This is a genomic window from Bacillus proteolyticus (assembly GCF_001884065.1).
In the GTDB taxonomy this organism is placed as follows: domain Bacteria; phylum Bacillota; class Bacilli; order Bacillales; family Bacillaceae_G; genus Bacillus_A; species Bacillus_A proteolyticus.
This window is the reverse complement of sequence record NZ_MACH01000048.1, coordinates 60,247-76,756: the sequence shown is the minus strand read 5'-3', so window position 1 is coordinate 76,756 and position 16,510 is coordinate 60,247. Positions and strand designations below refer to the sequence as shown.

The window sequence follows — 16,510 nt, the reverse complement described above, 5'->3', positions numbered from 1 at the left end:
CCATGAACAATAATACGTATAGTATGGGAGGTGCTTTATATGGATAGTCGGGAAAATAAGAAGATAGAACAGTTACAATCCTTTACGAAAAACAATGAAGGAAAAGAGATGACAACGAATACGGGTGTCAAAATTTCAAATGATGAAAACTCTTTAACCGCCGGCGATCGTGGCCCTACACTTTTAGAAGATTTCCTTATGCGAGAAAAACTCGCTCATTTTGACCGTGAACGAATTCCTGAAAGAGTCGTTCATGCCCGTGGTTACGGAGCACATGGTGTTTTTGAGCTATATGAATCTTTAGAAGACTTAACAATGGCTCATTTTTTACAAGACCCATCTAAAAAGACACCTATTTTTATTCGTTTTTCCGAAGTTGCTGTATCAAAAGGTGCAAATGAAACGAACCGAGATGTACGAGGGTTCGCTGTTAAGTTTTATACAGAAGAAGGAAATTTCGATTTAGTAGGAAACAACATTCCAATTTTCTTCATTCAAGATGGTATTAAATTTCCGGATCTTATTCATGCTCTTAAACCCGAGCCACATAATGAGATTCCTCAGGGGCAAACAGCACATGATACTTTTTGGGACTTTATCGCCAATAATCAAGAATCAGCTGCGATGATGATGTGGATTATGTCGGATCGCTCAATTCCGAGAAGTTTTCGAATGATGCAAGGATTCGGCGTTCATACATTTCGCTTAGTTAATACACACGGAAAGTCCCGATTCGTAAAATTCCACTGGAAGCCTAAGCTTGGCGTTCACTCGTTAATTTGGGATGAAGCTCAAAAACTAGGCGGTGCTGATCCAGATTATCATCGCCGTGATTTATGGGAAAATATTAATGCTGGAAACTACCCTGAGTATGAACTTGGCATTCAAATTTTAGAAGAAGAGGATGAATTTAAATACGATTTCGATATATTAGATGCAACAAAAATTTGGCCGGAAGAAGACTTCCCTGTTAAAATCATCGGAAAAATGACGTTAAATCGGAACGTTGATAACGTATTTGCTGAAACAGAACAAGTCGCGCTGCATCCTGGAAGCATTGTCCGTGGTATTGATTTTACAAATGATCCTCTCTTACAAGGTAGGCTCTTTTCTTATACAGATACACAATTGGCGCGCGTCGGTACAAACTATCAAGAATTACCGATTAATCGTCCGGTATGCCCGTTTCATAACAACCAAAGAGATGGTGCTTCTAAATATATAATTGATAAAGGGAAAGTCGCTTATCATAATAACTCCTTAGCTAATAACTCTCCTTACACTGTCCCCGGAACAAAGGGTGGATTTGTTACATACCCTTCTACTGTATCTGGGCATAAAACGAGAGAAACATCTGCAAGTTTTAAAGACCACTTCTCACAAGCACGCTTCTTTTGGAATAGTATGAGTCACGTCGAAAAAATCCATATTATGCAAGCCTTCTCCTTTGAATTAGGAAAAGTAAAAAGTAAATCCGTTCGCCAACAAGTCGTAAGTATGATTGGTCATATTAGTACAGAATTGGCTACTTTAGTCGCAGAAGCGGTCGGGGCAACAGTACCAGATGTTCAAGAATCCAATGTCACAAAATCATCTCCAGCACTCAGTATGGCAAATACAACATTTAGTCCAAGTACATTACGGGTAGGTGTCATTGTTGCAAACGGGTATGACGGACAAAACGCACAATCTATGCTTCAGCAATTCAAACGAGTCGGTCTGCAGCCAGTAATTATTTCTGAACGATTAGGTATAGTGCAAGGAACACAAAATGTACAGTGGGAAGTGGATGATACTTTCTTAACAGGATCACCACTTCTTTATGACGGGCTATTTCTTATTGGTGGAAACCTTGATGATCATTTTCTTAACAAAGCAAGTTCATTTGTCGTAGAATCATATAATCACTTTAAGCCCATTGGCGCTTTTCAAAATGGAACTACTATTATTCAATCTTTAAATATCGAAAAAAAGCCTGGCGTTATAACAGAACAAAACCCTACTCTATTTGCGAATGAATTTATTCAGGCAATGACAAAACAGCGCTTTTGGGAGAGAGCCTATTAAAATGCATGAGGAGGATATATCATGTTCGTTACAGTGGAAAAAGATGTACATATTTTTGTGCAAGATATGAACCCAGGTCCTGACAGTAAAACTGTTTTCTTCGTACACGGATGGCCTTTGAATCACCAAATGTTTCAATATCAATTCAATGTTTTACCACAGCACGGGTTTCGCTGTGTCGCCATGGACATTCGCGGAAACGGGCAATCTGATAAACCATGGACCGGTTACACATATGACCGTTTAGCTGATGATATCGCAATTGTATTAGAAGCACTTCAAATAGAAAATGCTACGTTAGTTGGTTTCTCAGTCGGCGGTGCTCTTTCTATTCGATACATGTCACGATATAACGGTCGCCATATTTCTAAACTTGCATTAATCGATGCCGTCTCCCCCTCTTTCGTAAAAAAACAACAATCCCCTTACGGCGTACCGAAAGAACAAGCAGATACCCTTATTAATCAAATGTATGTAAATTTGCCTAAATTTCTAAATGATGTATCTTTATCATTTTTTAATAGAAACTTAGGAGCTGCTACGTTAGAATGGTTTTCTTATCTTGGTATGCAGTCCGCTTCATATGCTCTCATCAAAATTTTGCAAGCCGCTGCAAACGAAGACGTAACGAAGGACTTAAGTAAAATTAACGTCCCAACAAAAATATTCCACGGTGTTCACGATCAACTCATTCCTTATAAAAGCGCTGAGCTAACAAAAGAGCGAATTAAAAACTCTGAAATATCCCCTCTTACAAATAGCGGGCACGGCTCTCCTATCGATCAAGCGGATGAGTTAAATAAAGAACTTATTAAATTTTTAAATTCATAGTTACTTTACAAAAAAGAATTTGCCCTTATTGCAAATTCTTTTTCTTAACTACCTTTTTCTATCGATTTAGAAAACACCAGAATGAACAATGATTTATCTATTTCCTTCTTTTCCTGTCTTTGTTCATATGGCTCTTTCTTTATCCCTTTAATTATCATATGTAAAACGAATATAGAAACAGTAAAGAATAGTAGTGGTGCAATGACAATCCATGGTGCTACTAAAAATTCATTTTTGTATAGACCAATTAAACCCGCCCATTCATTCGTAAGTGAGTATGGTTTCTCCGTATCATAATCTACACCTCATCCTCCAATTAAAATCCCAAAGAACGACAAGAATTTCTTGTAGATACAATCATATATGCTTTCTAATAATCCGACACTTTGAAGCTCCTCCTGTAATACGATTCACTCGGTAATATATAATAGCAAATAGAATATAGAATGGTACAAATAATAAATTCTATTATTTTCCTGCCCCAAAAACTATTCAATATCCCACCTCTTTTTTTAAAATTACCACACACCTTAATTATAACTGATTTTTCATGCGAATATCCGAATAAAAAAATATCCAATTATAAACTAAACGAAAAATTCACACACTTCTCACAAATCAATCAATAAAACGATTCTATTTTAATTTATACTAAATGTACAGGTAATACTCCCTAAACCCAGATTGTCTGTTTACCCCGTTAAATACTATGAAAAAAGAACTTGTATCGTATACAAGTTCTTTTTTTCGCTTATTTAAATAATATATCCTTACTATATTGCTTTCCGGCGAGTAAGTCATATTGAATAAACTCATATTGCTTTAACATTTCTTTTTGTTTCGCTGTTAAATTTTTTATTACTTCTCCGTCTTTTCCTGTCATCAATTCGTCACGAAGTACGGGAACTTCTTCATATAACTTCGATAAAAATTGATAGAACGGTACCTTATTTAATCCAGCATAATCAAGGACAAGATTTGAAAAATAAATTGGACTTACTAAACCTAGATTGTCATTTGGTATATCAAAATTGGCATACATTAATAATGGCGTTTGTGCCATTGCTAATCGTTCACTTGGCGTTTTTTCATTTGTTATATAGCCAGTCTCTTTATAAAGAGATTTATTTGTTCCTAGTGATGGGAGATGATCTCCAAAAAACACCAATAATGTAGGTCTATCTAGACTATCTAGTTGCTCTATTAAATATTGAAGAGCTTCATCTGAACGTCTTAAACCTTCTGTATAAGTCTCTAATTCAGCCCTCGATTCTTCATTTTCTAATCCACTAATCCCGATTTGATTTTCGCCAAATCTTCCTTCTGTAAATGGAAAATGATTTTGCATCGTAACTGCATGAACAAACGTAGGTTTCTTTTGCTTCTCTAATTCAGCTATTATCTCTTTACTTATAGATAAATCGCTAATATAATCTCCATCAACTTCTACATTTTCCATCGTATCTTGTGCATTAAAATTATCAAAACCTAACACTTTATATACATCATCCCGTTTAAAAAATGAGCGACCGAACGAATGAATAGCGCTTGTGTAATACCCTTCTTTTTTCAACGTTCGAGGAATGGATGGAATTTCTATTTTATTTGTAACGACTTGCTGATATGGTATAGATCCTGGTTTTAACAAACTCATTGAATAACTCGTTAACGCCTCAAATTCAACGTTCGCAGTATTCCCTCCAAATGTTGGCGAAATTGTTTGTCCACCTGGAAAATTTTCTATATAATGATGCAAATTCGGTAAAGGATCTTCACTAAAGGAAAGATTCGTTAATTTCGTTGGATCCCAAAACGATTCACTCATTACAAAAATAATATTTGGTTTCTCTTCTTGCTTCTGTGCCCCTATATTGCTACCATATTGTTTCTTTATGTCGTTTGCTATTTGAAGCATATTTTCTTTTGAATAATCTTTCGGCTTTTCAATGACTGTCGTATCTAGATTACTTATAAAGCCTAACACAAAACCATTCAAAGCATAATTTTCATTTTGATTCCACAAAACGAACTCTATACCCGACTTTTGGAACCATTTATTCATAAACGTATTCGTAAAATTACCATACGCATATAAAACAAAAACGGATCCTACTACTAAGAAGGCTCTTACTCCTGGATGAATCTTTACACTTTGAATATATTTTCTAATATATATCCCCGCTATAATACAAGCTACAATACTTACGATAACGACAAAAATATAACTCCAACTAAAATATTCCATCACCATCGGTATAACAGATTGCATATGGCCAATCTGTGTAAAATCAGAAGGATATAGCGGCTCTCCCCTAAAAACAATTTTAAAGTGATTTACAATAGCCAAAATAATTAATACACTGCTTGTCAAAATAGTACTCAAAAAAACTTTTCCAAGTACGTTGTACACCAAGACATATATCGCATAAATTACAATTAAGCTAAATATAAACTGTGCATTATAGCTGTAAATCCAATTCATTGTATTTACGAGATCCATATTATTTTGCATAAAAATAAAAAGTAGAGTAACCGCATGAGCTACTAAAAAAGTTCTAATATAAATCCGAATAATCGGTTTAAATTTATTAACTATACCTTTATTTAAATATGCAACATACAGTAGTACACCCCACATCAAAATTATCATTATGCTTAAAACAATTTTTTGATTTAACATATCTTTCATCGCATCTAAACTAAAATATTTTAAAATCAAGAAAAGTGTGGGTACAACATATAAGGTTACTAAACCACTTAAAAGCGCTGAAATTAATATACTTCTTCTTGGCTGATGAAATGAATAATTATCCCTCAATTCATTCCCTCTTTTCTGCTTATTAATTTCACCCCGCACCGTAAAAACAGTTTCTATTAAGATAACATACTTTCATGCATTTCGTCTTCACACTGGATTCTACTATAACTGTAGTTTCTTAATTCTCCCTTAACTAACAGTTGAATTTTGGAATACAAACTATTCATTCTTAAAAAACTAAATTCCTTCATTCCACTTTATGATATAATAACTATGTTTTGGAAAACCTTAATACTATTAGGGCTTTATCATGAAAATACGAAAGTAATAATAAAAAAGGAGATGCTCATTTTTGCTAAATAAGTTTAAAAATCTACCTAAAGCGGTATATGCAATTTTGGCGCTTTCTTTCCTACTGCACGTTTTTTGTCTAGTAAAACAACCAGGATTAGATGGAGAGTTAATCAAAGTAACATATGGTGCAAATGATGCCTTTAACTATTCGTTAACAGCTGAACAATTATTAAAACATGGTGTATTTGGCTATGTTTATTTAGAACCTAGTGAAGTTCCTGGAAAAAATGCATACATCACACCAGGGCAGCCGCTATTATTAGCTGGTGCCATGATTATTTCTGATGTTACATCACTTCCTTACTATTACGTGGCAACTGTCATTAATATGATACTGAACCTCGGCACAGTGTTATTAGTATTCTTAATAGGAAAAGAGTTATTTGAAAAGAATATTTATGGAATTGTCGCAAGTATTTTATATGCTATTTATCCAAGTAACTATACATACTTCCGTACATTACTAACAGAAGTTCCTTCAATATTCTTATTATCGTTAAGCGTGTATGTATTTGTTCTTGCATGGAAATACAATAAAACAAAATTCCATATATGGTTTGGAATTGTTGTTGCTATTTTACTTATGTTCCGTCCAAACCCAGCTCCAATGATGCTTATTCCTGTTCTTGTCGTCTTGTTCACATATGGATTTAAAGACTCCATTCGAATTGGATTATTATGGCTCATTGGTCCGTTCCTTATTATCGGGGCCTGGGTTGTTCGTAACTATTTAGCATTCAATCAATTTATCTTATTCTCAACGCAAGGTGCAGACCCATTAATTGCCGGTGCAGATCCGTTTAACAAAATTGGCTATGAAAATGTAGTTAATCAAATGAAAGCCCAGGGCTTAGATGATAAAGAGGCATACGCAAAAGATTTAATCAAAAATGGATTTAAAACGGACTTCACATATTGGTTCTCTTGGTTCACTGTCGGTAAAACAATTGAATTATTCAAAACAGCTCCTGCTGTAGACCAATACCGTATTCATAACTTTATACAAATGTGCCATAGAGTCTTTATCATTGGTACATTCTTAAGTGGTTTCTGCTTCATGCTAAATTCATTTAAACATAAACGCGTTATGATGCTAGTAGCAGGTTCTGTTATTTACATCATCTTCTCAAACTTATTCTTAGCAATTAATCGCTACGGATTTTTCATTAACCCTCTTATGTGCTTAATTCTTGCATATGGGTTAGTTTACGCTGTGCAGAAGCTTCCATTTTTCCGCACTAACCAAGCATAATAAAAAAGAGGTCGTCCAAAGATGATGTGGACGACCTCTTTTTATTTATCCAACACTTTGAACACGGCCAATTTGTCCATCTTGTAATCGAACTTTAATTCCGTACGTATGTGTTTCCGTGTTTGTTAAAATGTCTTTCACAACACCGCTCACAGTTTTACTATAATCTTTATCTAATTGGATGACTACATGAGAACCGACCGAAATTTGTGATCTTGTCGGCTTCCCACCCGTTGCTTTTGTTGTTTTTTCTTGTTTCTGCATTCTCTCTTGTTGTGCAGACTGTTGTTGCTGGATCTTCTGCTGTTCTTGCTTACGTTTTTCTTCTTCTACTCTTTGTTGCTCTTCTTGCTTACGCTTTTCTTCTACTCTTTGCTGCTCTTCCTGCTTACGCTTTTTTTCTTCTACCCTTTGCTGCTCTTCTTGCTTACGCTTTTCTTCTTCTACTCTTCGCTGCTCTTCCTGCTTATGCTTTTCTTCCGCTGCCTTTTGTTGTTGTTCTTGTTTACTTTCCTCTTCTACCTTCTTATCTTCTTCAACTTTCTTTTCATCTATTTTCTGTTCTTCCGTTGCCTTCAGCTTGTCCTCTTCATCTTTACAAGCTGTTAAAATAACTACACATAAGCCCGTAAGTACAAATAATAATAATTTCTTTAACATTAAAAAATCCTCCTATATATACATTACAAATAATGACCTTTAATAGAATAACAAATATGTATGAACCCATTTGTCGTAATTTGTCGTATACATTGGATTTCCCATGTAACACTACATGCTACAATTGAAAAAAAGGGGGGCAATATGAATACACATATAATCTCGTTTCTAAAAATCATGTTCCTCATTATTTATTTCATACTATATGTTCCATTCTTCATTCAAATTATTTCTCACAAGCCGTTAGAACTTGGATTGTTTTCTCATACCCTTATCCTCTTTTCTTTTTTAGCAATTACCATTTTAAATTATAAAAAGAAACAAATAATCTTTACTATAATTTTTGCAAGCGCGGTTTTACTTGTCAGCACGAGTTTCGGAAAACTATTATTATAGAAAAGAACCTGTCATATGACAGGTTCTTTTCATAATTTATTAGGATACGATGATTAGCATGTTTACTATACAAGAGGAAGCATCCATAATTTCCATATGATACTTACGATTGCTATAAATACAAAATCAAAAAAATCTAATCTCGGACCCTTTTTCATAGTCATATCTAACCACATATGAACCAATTTCAATCTTTTGTATTTATGAATATTTTTCTTTACAAATCGGTAAGTGAGCACTTGCATGATGTAAAATCCAGTTACGCAAATAAACAATAAGATGAGAAATTCAACCACGAAATTCCTCCCTATTTTTGAAGCGTTCTTTCTACGATATGGTTCTTCAAGACCCATTCCTCAAACTGTGCACTTCCAAATTCCCAGCTCAAATCACGAGCATGTACAGAAAAAACATAATAACCAGCATATTCGTCCATAAACCGGCCTGTCTCTATCCCCTCTTTCTGAAGACCGTATACTCCAAAATTAAAATACACATCCCACACGTCTTCATGCTTCCTCTTATAAGCAATCGATTCCATATCACATTCAGTTCCGAAATAATCAAGATGTAAATGAACGCTATCGTCGTATTCATACTCCATTTTATCACCCCTTATATTTGTACTTCTTTATTACCCAAAAAATTCCTGCTATCTATACTCACATATGGGCACTTACCTACATATTATGCTTGTAGATTGACTTCTAGGAGGTGTCATATAGTGAAAAAATTAATTACCGTTTTTTGCATCATGTTACTAGCTGTTTTCACATTCGTTGCTTGTAGTAGCACAAAGGAAAGTACGAAAGAACAAGATCAAAAAATTCGCGTTGGCGAAGTTACCCACTCTCTTTTCTACGCACCATTATATGTTGGAATTGAAAAAGGATTTTTTAAAGAGGAAGGTTTAAATATTGACTTACAAACAACAGCTGGCGGAGATAAAACGATGACCGCTCTTTTATCTGGCGGAATCGATATTGCGCTTGTTGGTTCAGAAACGTCTATTTATGTTCATCAACAAGGAGCAAAAGATCCTGTCATTAATTTTTCTCAACTTACACAAACAGATGGCACATTTTTAGTTTCTCGTAAAAAATTAGATTCTTTTAATTGGAATGACGTAAAAGGCGTTACGTTTTTAGGACAGCGTAAAGGCGGCATGCCGCAAATGGTTGGGGAATATGTTTTAAAGAAAAATGGCATTGATCCTCACAAAGATACGAACTTAATTCAAAATATCGAGTTTGCTAATATTGCAAATGCCTTTTCATCTGGTACAGGAGAATTTGTACAGCTCTTTGAACCGACTGCAAGTATACTTGAAAAAGAAGGAAAAGGTTATATCGTCGCTTCTTTCGGAGCTGAATCTGGCACTGTTCCTTATACAACATTTATGGCAAAGGAAAGTTTCTTAAAGAAAGATAAAGCTGCTGCTGAAAAATTCACGCGCGCACTATATAAAGCGCAGCAATGGGTTGATACACATAGTCCAGAAGAGATTGCCAATGCTGTTTCACCACTATTTAAAGACACTTCAAAAGACATTTCAGTGAAAGTAATTGAGCGCTACAAAAAACAACATTCTTATGCGACAAATCCATTATTAGATGCTTCTGAATGGAAACAGCTCCAAACGATTATGAAAGAATCTGGTGAATTGCAAAAAGAAGTTCCACATGAAACGCTCGTCAATACAAAAATTGCCGAAAGCGTTATTAAGAAATAGAGGCGAAGTGTATGAGCTTTTTACAAATACGGAACGTTTCTCACTGCTTTTTTGCAAAAGAAAATGCCAAACTTATTCTTGAAGATATGAGTTTACAAGTAGAAGAAGGAGAATTTATTTCTATTCTTGGTCCGAGTGGTTGCGGAAAAACAACGCTCCTCTCCATCATCGCAGGGCTACTTGATCCAATTGAAGGTATCGTATTTTTAGATGGTGAACCGATTACAACTAAGACCCCATCTATGGGCTATATGCTTCAACAAGATTACTTGTTTCCATGGAAAACAATTGAAGAAAACATTATGCTCGGACTTCATATTCGGAAGATTTATGACGAATATACGAAAGAACATACATTAAAGCTTTTACAACAAGTTGGTTTACATGATATAGAACAGCAATATCCTCGCGAACTATCCGGCGGTATGCGCCAACGTGCAGCACTCGTTCGAACGTTAGCGACCGATCCAAAAATTTTATTGCTGGATGAACCATTTTCCGCACTCGATTATCAAACAAAGTTAAAACTAGAAGATCTCGTCTTCACATTATTACGTAACTATAAAAAAACATCTCTACTCGTGACACACGATATTGAAGAAGCAATCGCGATGAGTGATCGCATTTATTTACTGCAGGCGAACCCTGGAAAAATTGCAAAAACGTTCATCGTCCCAGAAAGTATTCGTTCCTTATCACCGTTAGAAGCACGCCACCACCATGACTTCCCATCCCTCTTCCAAGAAATATGGAAGGAGTTGGAACGACTTGGATAATATAAACCAACTACATGAACAGTTTCGAAAAAAAGAACGTAGGCGCGCATGGTTAGCACGTTCTTTACAGCTCTTACTGCTCATCCTCTTTTTTGCACTATGGGAAATAGCTAGTAAAAAGGAGTGGATTGATCCTTTACTCTTTAGCTCTCCTTCGAGCATTTGGGATCTCTTCTTAGCGAAATGGATTGACGGTTCACTTTGGATTCACATATGGACGACATTACTGGAAACCGGAGTAGGTTTTATTCTCGGAACTGTACTCGGAGCTATTATTGCTACTTTCCTTTGGTGGATGCCACTTTTGGCCCGTGTACTTGATCCTTATCTCGTCGTCCTAAATGCAATGCCAAAAGTTGCACTCGGTCCAATTATCATTGTTATTTTTGGTCCAAACATTTCATCTTCTATCGCAATGGGAGTAATCATCTCCATCATCATTACCATTCTCGTTATTTACAGCGCATTTCAAGAAGTCGATTCCAACTATATAAAGGTCATGGACACATTTGGCGCAAATAAATGGCAATGCTATACGCACGTTATTCTCCCTTCATCTTTCCCTGCAATTATTTCAACGTTAAAAGTGAATGTTGGCTTATCGTGGGTCGGTGTTATTTTTGGAGAACTCCTCGTTTCTAAACAAGGACTTGGCTATTTAATTAGCTATGGATTCCAAGTCTTTAACTTCACACTCGTCTTGCTCAGTGTATTGCTCACTTGCGTCCTCGCAACTCTTATGTATGTATTTGTCGAGGCGTTTGAAAAACTCCTTATCGGAAAACGAAAAAAAAGCTGACTTAGAGCGATACGCCAGAGTCAGCTTCTTTCTTTTATCTTTTATCGCACATTTTTGATTCATTTGTAACGTTCCCATTCGCAACCGTAACTGTATGGAAACAATCTTTCACACGCACTGTAACGACATTATCTTTTCGATCAATAATATGATAATCATTAAACTCTTTATTTAATGCACTACGAATTTGCTCTCCTTCAAAAATCGGAAAACCGTGAGACATTACCCAAATGAGACCAGCAACCGCAAGAATCGTTTTCATACGCTTCATTACCTCCTCGAGAGTAAACTTATAGCCCCTATAATACGCGCATTATAATTGTGTCTAATTTGTGACATTTTTATACTAATTCTATTTTAAAGCTTCAGTTCCTTCTTCTTTTTTAAAAAAGACAGAATTTTCAATTTTATCAACAAAAAAAACGCAAAGAAGTAAAATTCTTCACATTTTCCCTTGGCTAAAATATATCGAACACATCAATCGCCTTAGTGTCCACTTTGTTATTCTATCGTTTTTGAAACATCATATAATCCTGATAACACTTCTGCACGCATTTTTACAAGCTCTGGGAATTGATAGAAGAAGGCAATTTTTTTATATTTTAACTCTGTTCCTTCTTTCACCTCTTTTGAATCTTGTAATATAAATGCTGTAAATGTATCTGCGATATCTTCCGCTACATTTGTTGTACCGTATTCAGACACAAACTCATCCTGTCTCTCCTTAAAAAATTGAATTTGAGCTTCTTCACTCTCTTCCACTTTCTTTTCTGTCCACTCCTGCTCAATTGGTCTCCAGAACGAATTGTAGAATTGATTTATATAAGAATTCTCTTTCGCACACCCTTCTTGTAAGAAAAGAGATTTACATTTATTTTGGTATGATGAAATATCTTTATCTTCTTCAAAAGCCTTTAAGTACTTTTCATTTACTGGTATTTGTTTATGCCCCAGCGTCAATACGTGAGCTGTCTCATGAATTAATGTTTTCATCACTTCATCGATATTTACTGCCGAATCAAGCGTATCTAAACTAAGAACCCATTCTTTCGGATATTCCACACTCGGCATAACATGAGCGACAATTCCATCATAGCCATCTGTTACCATGTCAAATTCTTTTATGTCAGTGCGATACTTAGCTGGAATAAGAGTACTGTACATCTCCCATAACGACCCATGATACCCTCTATCTTGACGCTGTTCCAGCACCTCTTCTTTCGCTTCTTTATCTTCAGCGAAAGCCTTATTCAATCGTTTCCGATCTAGTTTATCGAAATAAGGATCTACAATTGCGTCTCCATCAATATAATAAGAAGCTAAAAAGAAATAATTTTCATCATCCTCTTTTTTCATTTCTACTTCTTTCATATCCTTACTTGTATGATGTTCTGTTACATCCTCCTCGGGCACTTCAAGTTCCGAAAGTCCATCTATCTTTTTATATACTTTTTGGAGCGTTTTATCGCCTATTTCTGTACATTCTTCTGTCGTTTCACACACATCTTTCTTCTCTCTTTTCAAAGTTTGCTCCGCCATATCACATCCGGCGACTAAACCAATTGAAATTATAAAACATGTTATCTTTCCATACAATTTTTTCATTTAAACCTCCGTCGTTACAGCCTACAAAAATATGATAATCATTTTCTGACGAATATGCGATAATTATTTATAAAAGCTTTGAGGAGGTTACATATGATTCATGCTGTGCTATTTGATTTAGATGGGACACTATTAGATCGACGACAATCTTTAGAGCGATTTATCCATGACCAATACAATCGCTTTTCCCTTCATTTTATGAACCTTGAACAATCCGAGTATTGTTCTCGTTTTCTTGAACTCGACAACAATGGCTACACGTGGAAGGATAAAGTATATGCTACTCTCATTGGCGAATATAATATTACCACTTTAACACCAGAGCAACTGCTGCACGACTACATTACAAATTTTCAATATCATTGTATCCCTTTCCCAAACATGCATAAATTACTTCAGCGTTTAATACAACAAAATATTAAAATTGGCATTATTACAAACGGCTTTACTGATTTTCAAATGCACAACCTTCGTGCCTTAAACATACATACGTATACAAATACAATTCTCATTTCAGAAGCAGAAGGAATTAAGAAACCACATCCTGAAATTTTCGAACGAGCTTTGCAAAAGCTAAATGTAAAAGCCGAAGAATGTCTTTACGTTGGAGATCATCCAGAAAACGATGTGCTCGGTTCTGAACAAGTAGGAATTCTTGGCGTTTGGAAGAGAGATTTATTTTGGGGTGACTTTGAGCATTCACGTGTGATAGATGATTTATTAGATGTTCTTTCGTTTTTAGAGGTAGAGATAAAAACAAGATGATAGTAAATAAATTATATGAGCGATTTACCGCCAAAAAGAGGAGGCCGTTATTCAAAAACGCCTCCTCTTCCTTTATTATTCATAAACTGTAAACTGCGGTTTACTCGGATGATCTTTAACTTGCGCATCATCTGGAAACTTTGAAACTTTTTGATATAAAGCAATGTCACCGATACAACCTGCTGTTAGTAGAACCCCTAAAAATGAGATGGATTGCATATTCATAGCTAATCCAATTACAATTGGCAAAATTCCAGTTGGTAAAAACGGCAGCATTAGCACTTTCTTCATTTGCTTTACTGTAATTTCCTTTTTAGAATGAGCGTATGCTACACCTAATTTCCAATTGACACCCCATTTTAGTTCGCTCCACGGAACACCTCCGATATAGCGAAATCCTATTAAATGTATCGCTTCATGTATACAAACGAGAACAATCATTCCAATAATTAAAAGAAACATAATCGGCAATGTAATTTCAAATTGAAACTTACCTGAAAAAAGCGCATGTAAATAACTAATTCCAATCGCCAGAGCGAATATTATAAAAAATGAATAGATATTTAATTTAACCATCGAAACAGTAACAGTCGTTTCTTTTCTTTTATCCATTTTCCCCCTCCTAAAATGTAAATATATCTTTACAAAATTGTATAATATACCCAAAAATATGTAAAGATATATTTACATTCTTGAACAAAAAAAGAAACCAGCCATTTTACTTCGTAAAACAGCCGATTTCTTCTATATGTTTCATCGTACGCGCTAATACATCGTCGCGCATAATAAAGCTAAATTTTCTATCAGTTTTAATGTTGTCAGGGATGTCTGTTAATAAAACAGAGCCTTTCGTTTCTTCGTAATGCGTATGTTCTTCTACCGCACTAATTGTTGCAAAATAAATGTTTTTAATGATTATTTTGTCTTTTCCAGATACTTTATATTGTCCTAAGTAAGTTAAATCAGAAACTATGCCGCCGGTTTCTTCATGAACCTCTCGAACTGCCGCTTCTTCCGGTGTTTCCCCTAGTTCTACTTTACCACCTGGAAATTCAAGACCGCGACGTAAATGATGCGTTAATAACCATTGATCCCCGTACCGGCATACAACCCAAACATGCTTTGGCTCAGGAGAAAATGGATAACGTTCAAACGATAATTGTACAGTGTTGTGGTAATAATCTTTAAATTTGTACATGCCATTACTCCCCTATTGATGGTTACAAGTTTTTCCTACCACAAATTGTAGCATATTCTCGCTTTTCTGCATAATATTATCCAATTACAATCCATTGATTATTCCCATTTGCGCGACTAATTCTTTCGTCTCATGATTTCCTAAATCGTAAATCATTTTATATGCTTTTTGTAATTGTTCATCATATCGGTCATTATTTGAATCGTGATGATACTCAACAAATGGAACGTGAGAACGTACAAATGAACCTAAATCCTCTACATATGCTTGATCAAAGTACTCTCTTAACTCCGTAATTTCCTCATCACTTGCGGAAATCTCAAAATTATACGTATCCGCCGTCTTCACTTGTGAAATTTGACCATTTGCTATTGATATATAATATGTTTTTTTCTGCTCCATGTAACACCCTTCTTTCATCCTTTTAATTTCTATTGTTTTCATCAATTACAAAATTATGTAAAATAAAGAAAAGGAGGGATTTCCATGTTCAAAATATTAATTATCGGTATTATAATCGTCCTAGTCATCCTCGTACTCTCCGTCATGACGATTAATAAAGGCTATGCATATAAACATTCTGTTGATAAGCCCGAAGATAACCCTTACTCGAAAAATAATAAGGGGGACTCATAGTATGCTTCGAATACTTCGCATCGCAATCGCACTCACTGTGATAATTATGTCGGCAATTGGGCTCTATACAGGTCAAAATAACTTTCTACCACTTTCACAATTTCTATTAGGCGCTTTAATGTTTCTCATCGCAATTGAACAAATAAAGAAAAAAGATTCAGGAACAGGATTTATTTGTATTGCTGCTGGAGCTTTCAGTTGGATTGTTCTCATCATTAGCTATATAAAATAGAAGGAGGTTCCTTTATGTTAAAAGGATTGCGAATTACTTTTTCACTTATTGCTTTATGTATAGCAATCTATAGTTTCTTTACTAGTAATAGAGAAATTATGCCTTATATGTTCATCTTTTTAGGGATTATGGCTTTCATTATTAGTATAGAGGAAATCTTAAAACAGCAAAAAGGTGGTAGTATACTTGCTCTGTTAGCAGGAGCTGGTGCTTTATTTCTTGGCTTCTCAGAAATATTTCGATAAATAGTCTCTTTAAAGGAGGTATACGATGCTAACTGGATTACGGATTGTTTTAGGGCTTCTCACACTTCTCACAATCTTGCTTTGTACTTATTCCCTTATTACCGATAATTTCACACTTCTCCCATACGTACATTTTATCCTTAGTTGTTCCTTTATTATTCTAGGACTGAATGAATTGAAATCTGGACGAAAATCAATGAGCAT

19 protein-coding genes and 1 pseudogene are annotated in these 16,510 nt (G+C 35.1%); 10 read left to right on the top strand and 10 right to left on the bottom strand.

What is annotated here, in order from left to right:
- Nucleotides 1-39: 39 nt before the first annotated feature.
- Both BAQ49_RS05000 and BAQ49_RS04995 read left to right on the top strand, forming a co-directional pair.
- Nucleotides 40-2,067 carry a catalase gene (locus BAQ49_RS05000; protein WP_071744419.1) on the top strand — a complete coding sequence of 676 codons (2,028 nt, stop codon included), beginning with the start codon at nucleotides 40-42 and terminating at the stop codon, nucleotides 2,065-2,067.
- A 21-nt stretch (nucleotides 2,068-2,088) separates the two neighbouring features.
- On the top strand, nucleotides 2,089-2,898 hold the full coding sequence (locus BAQ49_RS04995) for an alpha/beta fold hydrolase (RefSeq protein ID WP_071744418.1): 810 nt from the start codon (nucleotides 2,089-2,091) through the stop codon (nucleotides 2,896-2,898).
- Nucleotides 2,899-2,942: 44 nt separating this feature from the next.
- Here BAQ49_RS04995 and BAQ49_RS33430 read toward each other — a convergent pair.
- Nucleotides 2,943-3,294, bottom strand: a pseudogene (locus tag BAQ49_RS33430) (ABC transporter permease subunit); the annotation flags it as partial.
- Nucleotides 3,295-3,649: 355 nt separating this feature from the next.
- Complete coding sequence (locus BAQ49_RS04990; RefSeq protein WP_071744417.1) at nucleotides 3,650-5,716, bottom strand: LTA synthase family protein; 2,067 nt, start codon at nucleotides 5,714-5,716, stop codon at nucleotides 3,650-3,652.
- A gap of 292 nt (nucleotides 5,717-6,008) precedes the next feature.
- Between BAQ49_RS04990 and BAQ49_RS04985 the strand changes: the two genes are divergently transcribed.
- On the top strand, nucleotides 6,009-7,262 hold the full coding sequence (locus tag BAQ49_RS04985; RefSeq protein ID WP_071744416.1) for a glycosyltransferase family 39 protein: 1,254 nt from the start codon (nucleotides 6,009-6,011) through the stop codon (nucleotides 7,260-7,262).
- Nucleotides 7,263-7,307: 45 nt separating this feature from the next.
- On the opposite strand, the gene BAQ49_RS04980 is transcribed toward BAQ49_RS04985, so the two are convergent.
- From BAQ49_RS04980 to BAQ49_RS04965, 3 genes are all read right to left on the bottom strand, one after another.
- Nucleotides 7,308-7,922 carry a YwbE family protein gene (locus tag BAQ49_RS04980; RefSeq protein ID WP_071744415.1) on the bottom strand — a complete coding sequence of 205 codons (615 nt, stop codon included), beginning with the start codon at nucleotides 7,920-7,922 and terminating at the stop codon, nucleotides 7,308-7,310.
- Nucleotides 7,923-8,383: 461 nt separating this feature from the next.
- The gene (locus tag BAQ49_RS04970; RefSeq protein WP_071744413.1) at nucleotides 8,384-8,614 is read right to left on the bottom strand and encodes a hypothetical protein; all 231 of its coding nucleotides are present in this window, start codon (nucleotides 8,612-8,614) and stop codon (nucleotides 8,384-8,386) included.
- Nucleotides 8,615-8,625: 11 nt separating this feature from the next.
- Nucleotides 8,626-8,922 carry a DUF3986 family protein gene (locus tag BAQ49_RS04965; RefSeq protein ID WP_071744412.1) on the bottom strand — a complete coding sequence of 99 codons (297 nt, stop codon included), beginning with the start codon at nucleotides 8,920-8,922 and terminating at the stop codon, nucleotides 8,626-8,628.
- Between the two features lie 120 nt (nucleotides 8,923-9,042).
- Between BAQ49_RS04965 and BAQ49_RS04960 the strand changes: the two genes are divergently transcribed.
- The 3 genes from BAQ49_RS04960 to BAQ49_RS04950 are packed head-to-tail and all read left to right on the top strand — an operon-like array spanning nucleotide 9,043 to nucleotide 11,625.
- Nucleotides 9,043-10,050: an ABC transporter substrate-binding protein gene (locus BAQ49_RS04960; protein ID WP_071744411.1), complete on the top strand. Its 1,008-nt coding sequence runs from the start codon at nucleotides 9,043-9,045 to the stop codon at nucleotides 10,048-10,050.
- Between the two features lie 11 nt (nucleotides 10,051-10,061).
- On the top strand, nucleotides 10,062-10,826 hold the full coding sequence (locus tag BAQ49_RS04955; protein ID WP_071744410.1) for an ABC transporter ATP-binding protein: 765 nt from the start codon (nucleotides 10,062-10,064) through the stop codon (nucleotides 10,824-10,826).
- Nucleotides 10,819-11,625 carry an ABC transporter permease gene (locus tag BAQ49_RS04950; protein WP_071744409.1) on the top strand — a complete coding sequence of 269 codons (807 nt, stop codon included), beginning with the start codon at nucleotides 10,819-10,821 and terminating at the stop codon, nucleotides 11,623-11,625. The genes BAQ49_RS04955 and BAQ49_RS04950 overlap by 8 nt, the downstream gene beginning before the upstream one ends.
- A 34-nt stretch (nucleotides 11,626-11,659) precedes the next feature.
- On the opposite strand, the gene BAQ49_RS04945 is transcribed toward BAQ49_RS04950, so the two are convergent.
- Together BAQ49_RS04945 and BAQ49_RS04940 are read right to left on the bottom strand one after the other, a co-directional pair.
- Nucleotides 11,660-11,887, bottom strand: a complete 228-nt coding sequence (locus BAQ49_RS04945; protein WP_000849114.1) for a hypothetical protein — start codon at nucleotides 11,885-11,887, stop codon at nucleotides 11,660-11,662.
- A gap of 239 nt (nucleotides 11,888-12,126) precedes the next feature.
- Nucleotides 12,127-13,230, bottom strand: coding sequence for a hypothetical protein (locus BAQ49_RS04940; RefSeq protein ID WP_071744408.1), 1,104 nt, complete (start codon nucleotides 13,228-13,230; stop codon nucleotides 12,127-12,129).
- A 93-nt stretch (nucleotides 13,231-13,323) separates the two neighbouring features.
- Here BAQ49_RS04940 and BAQ49_RS04935 point away from each other — a divergent pair, with 93 nt between their 5' ends.
- Nucleotides 13,324-13,995 carry an HAD family hydrolase gene (locus BAQ49_RS04935; protein WP_071744407.1) on the top strand — a complete coding sequence of 224 codons (672 nt, stop codon included), beginning with the start codon at nucleotides 13,324-13,326 and terminating at the stop codon, nucleotides 13,993-13,995.
- Nucleotides 13,996-14,070: 75 nt separating this feature from the next.
- Here the strand turns inward: BAQ49_RS04935 and BAQ49_RS04930 are convergent, their stop codons facing one another.
- From BAQ49_RS04930 to BAQ49_RS04920, 3 genes are all read right to left on the bottom strand, one after another.
- Nucleotides 14,071-14,607, bottom strand: coding sequence for a DUF3267 domain-containing protein (locus BAQ49_RS04930; protein ID WP_071744406.1), 537 nt, complete (start codon nucleotides 14,605-14,607; stop codon nucleotides 14,071-14,073).
- A 106-nt stretch (nucleotides 14,608-14,713) separates the two neighbouring features.
- On the bottom strand, nucleotides 14,714-15,193 hold the full coding sequence (gene mutTA, locus BAQ49_RS04925; protein WP_000276386.1) for an antimutator 8-oxo-(dGTP/GTP)ase: 480 nt from the start codon (nucleotides 15,191-15,193) through the stop codon (nucleotides 14,714-14,716).
- 84 nt (nucleotides 15,194-15,277) lie between these two features.
- On the bottom strand, nucleotides 15,278-15,595 hold the full coding sequence (locus tag BAQ49_RS04920; RefSeq protein ID WP_071710958.1) for a hydrolase: 318 nt from the start codon (nucleotides 15,593-15,595) through the stop codon (nucleotides 15,278-15,280).
- An 84-nt stretch (nucleotides 15,596-15,679) separates the two neighbouring features.
- On the opposite strand from BAQ49_RS04920, the gene ytzI reads away from it, so the two are divergent.
- From ytzI to BAQ49_RS04905, 3 genes are read left to right on the top strand one after another with little or no spacing between them, the layout of a single operon-like run.
- On the top strand, nucleotides 15,680-15,829 hold the full coding sequence (gene ytzI, locus BAQ49_RS04915) for a YtzI protein (RefSeq protein ID WP_071744405.1): 150 nt from the start codon (nucleotides 15,680-15,682) through the stop codon (nucleotides 15,827-15,829).
- Between the two features lies 1 nt (nucleotide 15,830).
- Nucleotides 15,831-16,061, top strand: coding sequence for a DUF3953 domain-containing protein (locus BAQ49_RS04910; protein WP_071744404.1), 231 nt, complete (start codon nucleotides 15,831-15,833; stop codon nucleotides 16,059-16,061).
- 14 nt (nucleotides 16,062-16,075) lie between these two features.
- Nucleotides 16,076-16,306, top strand: a complete 231-nt coding sequence (locus BAQ49_RS04905) for a DUF3953 domain-containing protein (protein ID WP_071744403.1) — start codon at nucleotides 16,076-16,078, stop codon at nucleotides 16,304-16,306.
- Nucleotides 16,307-16,510: the final 204 nt, after the last annotated feature.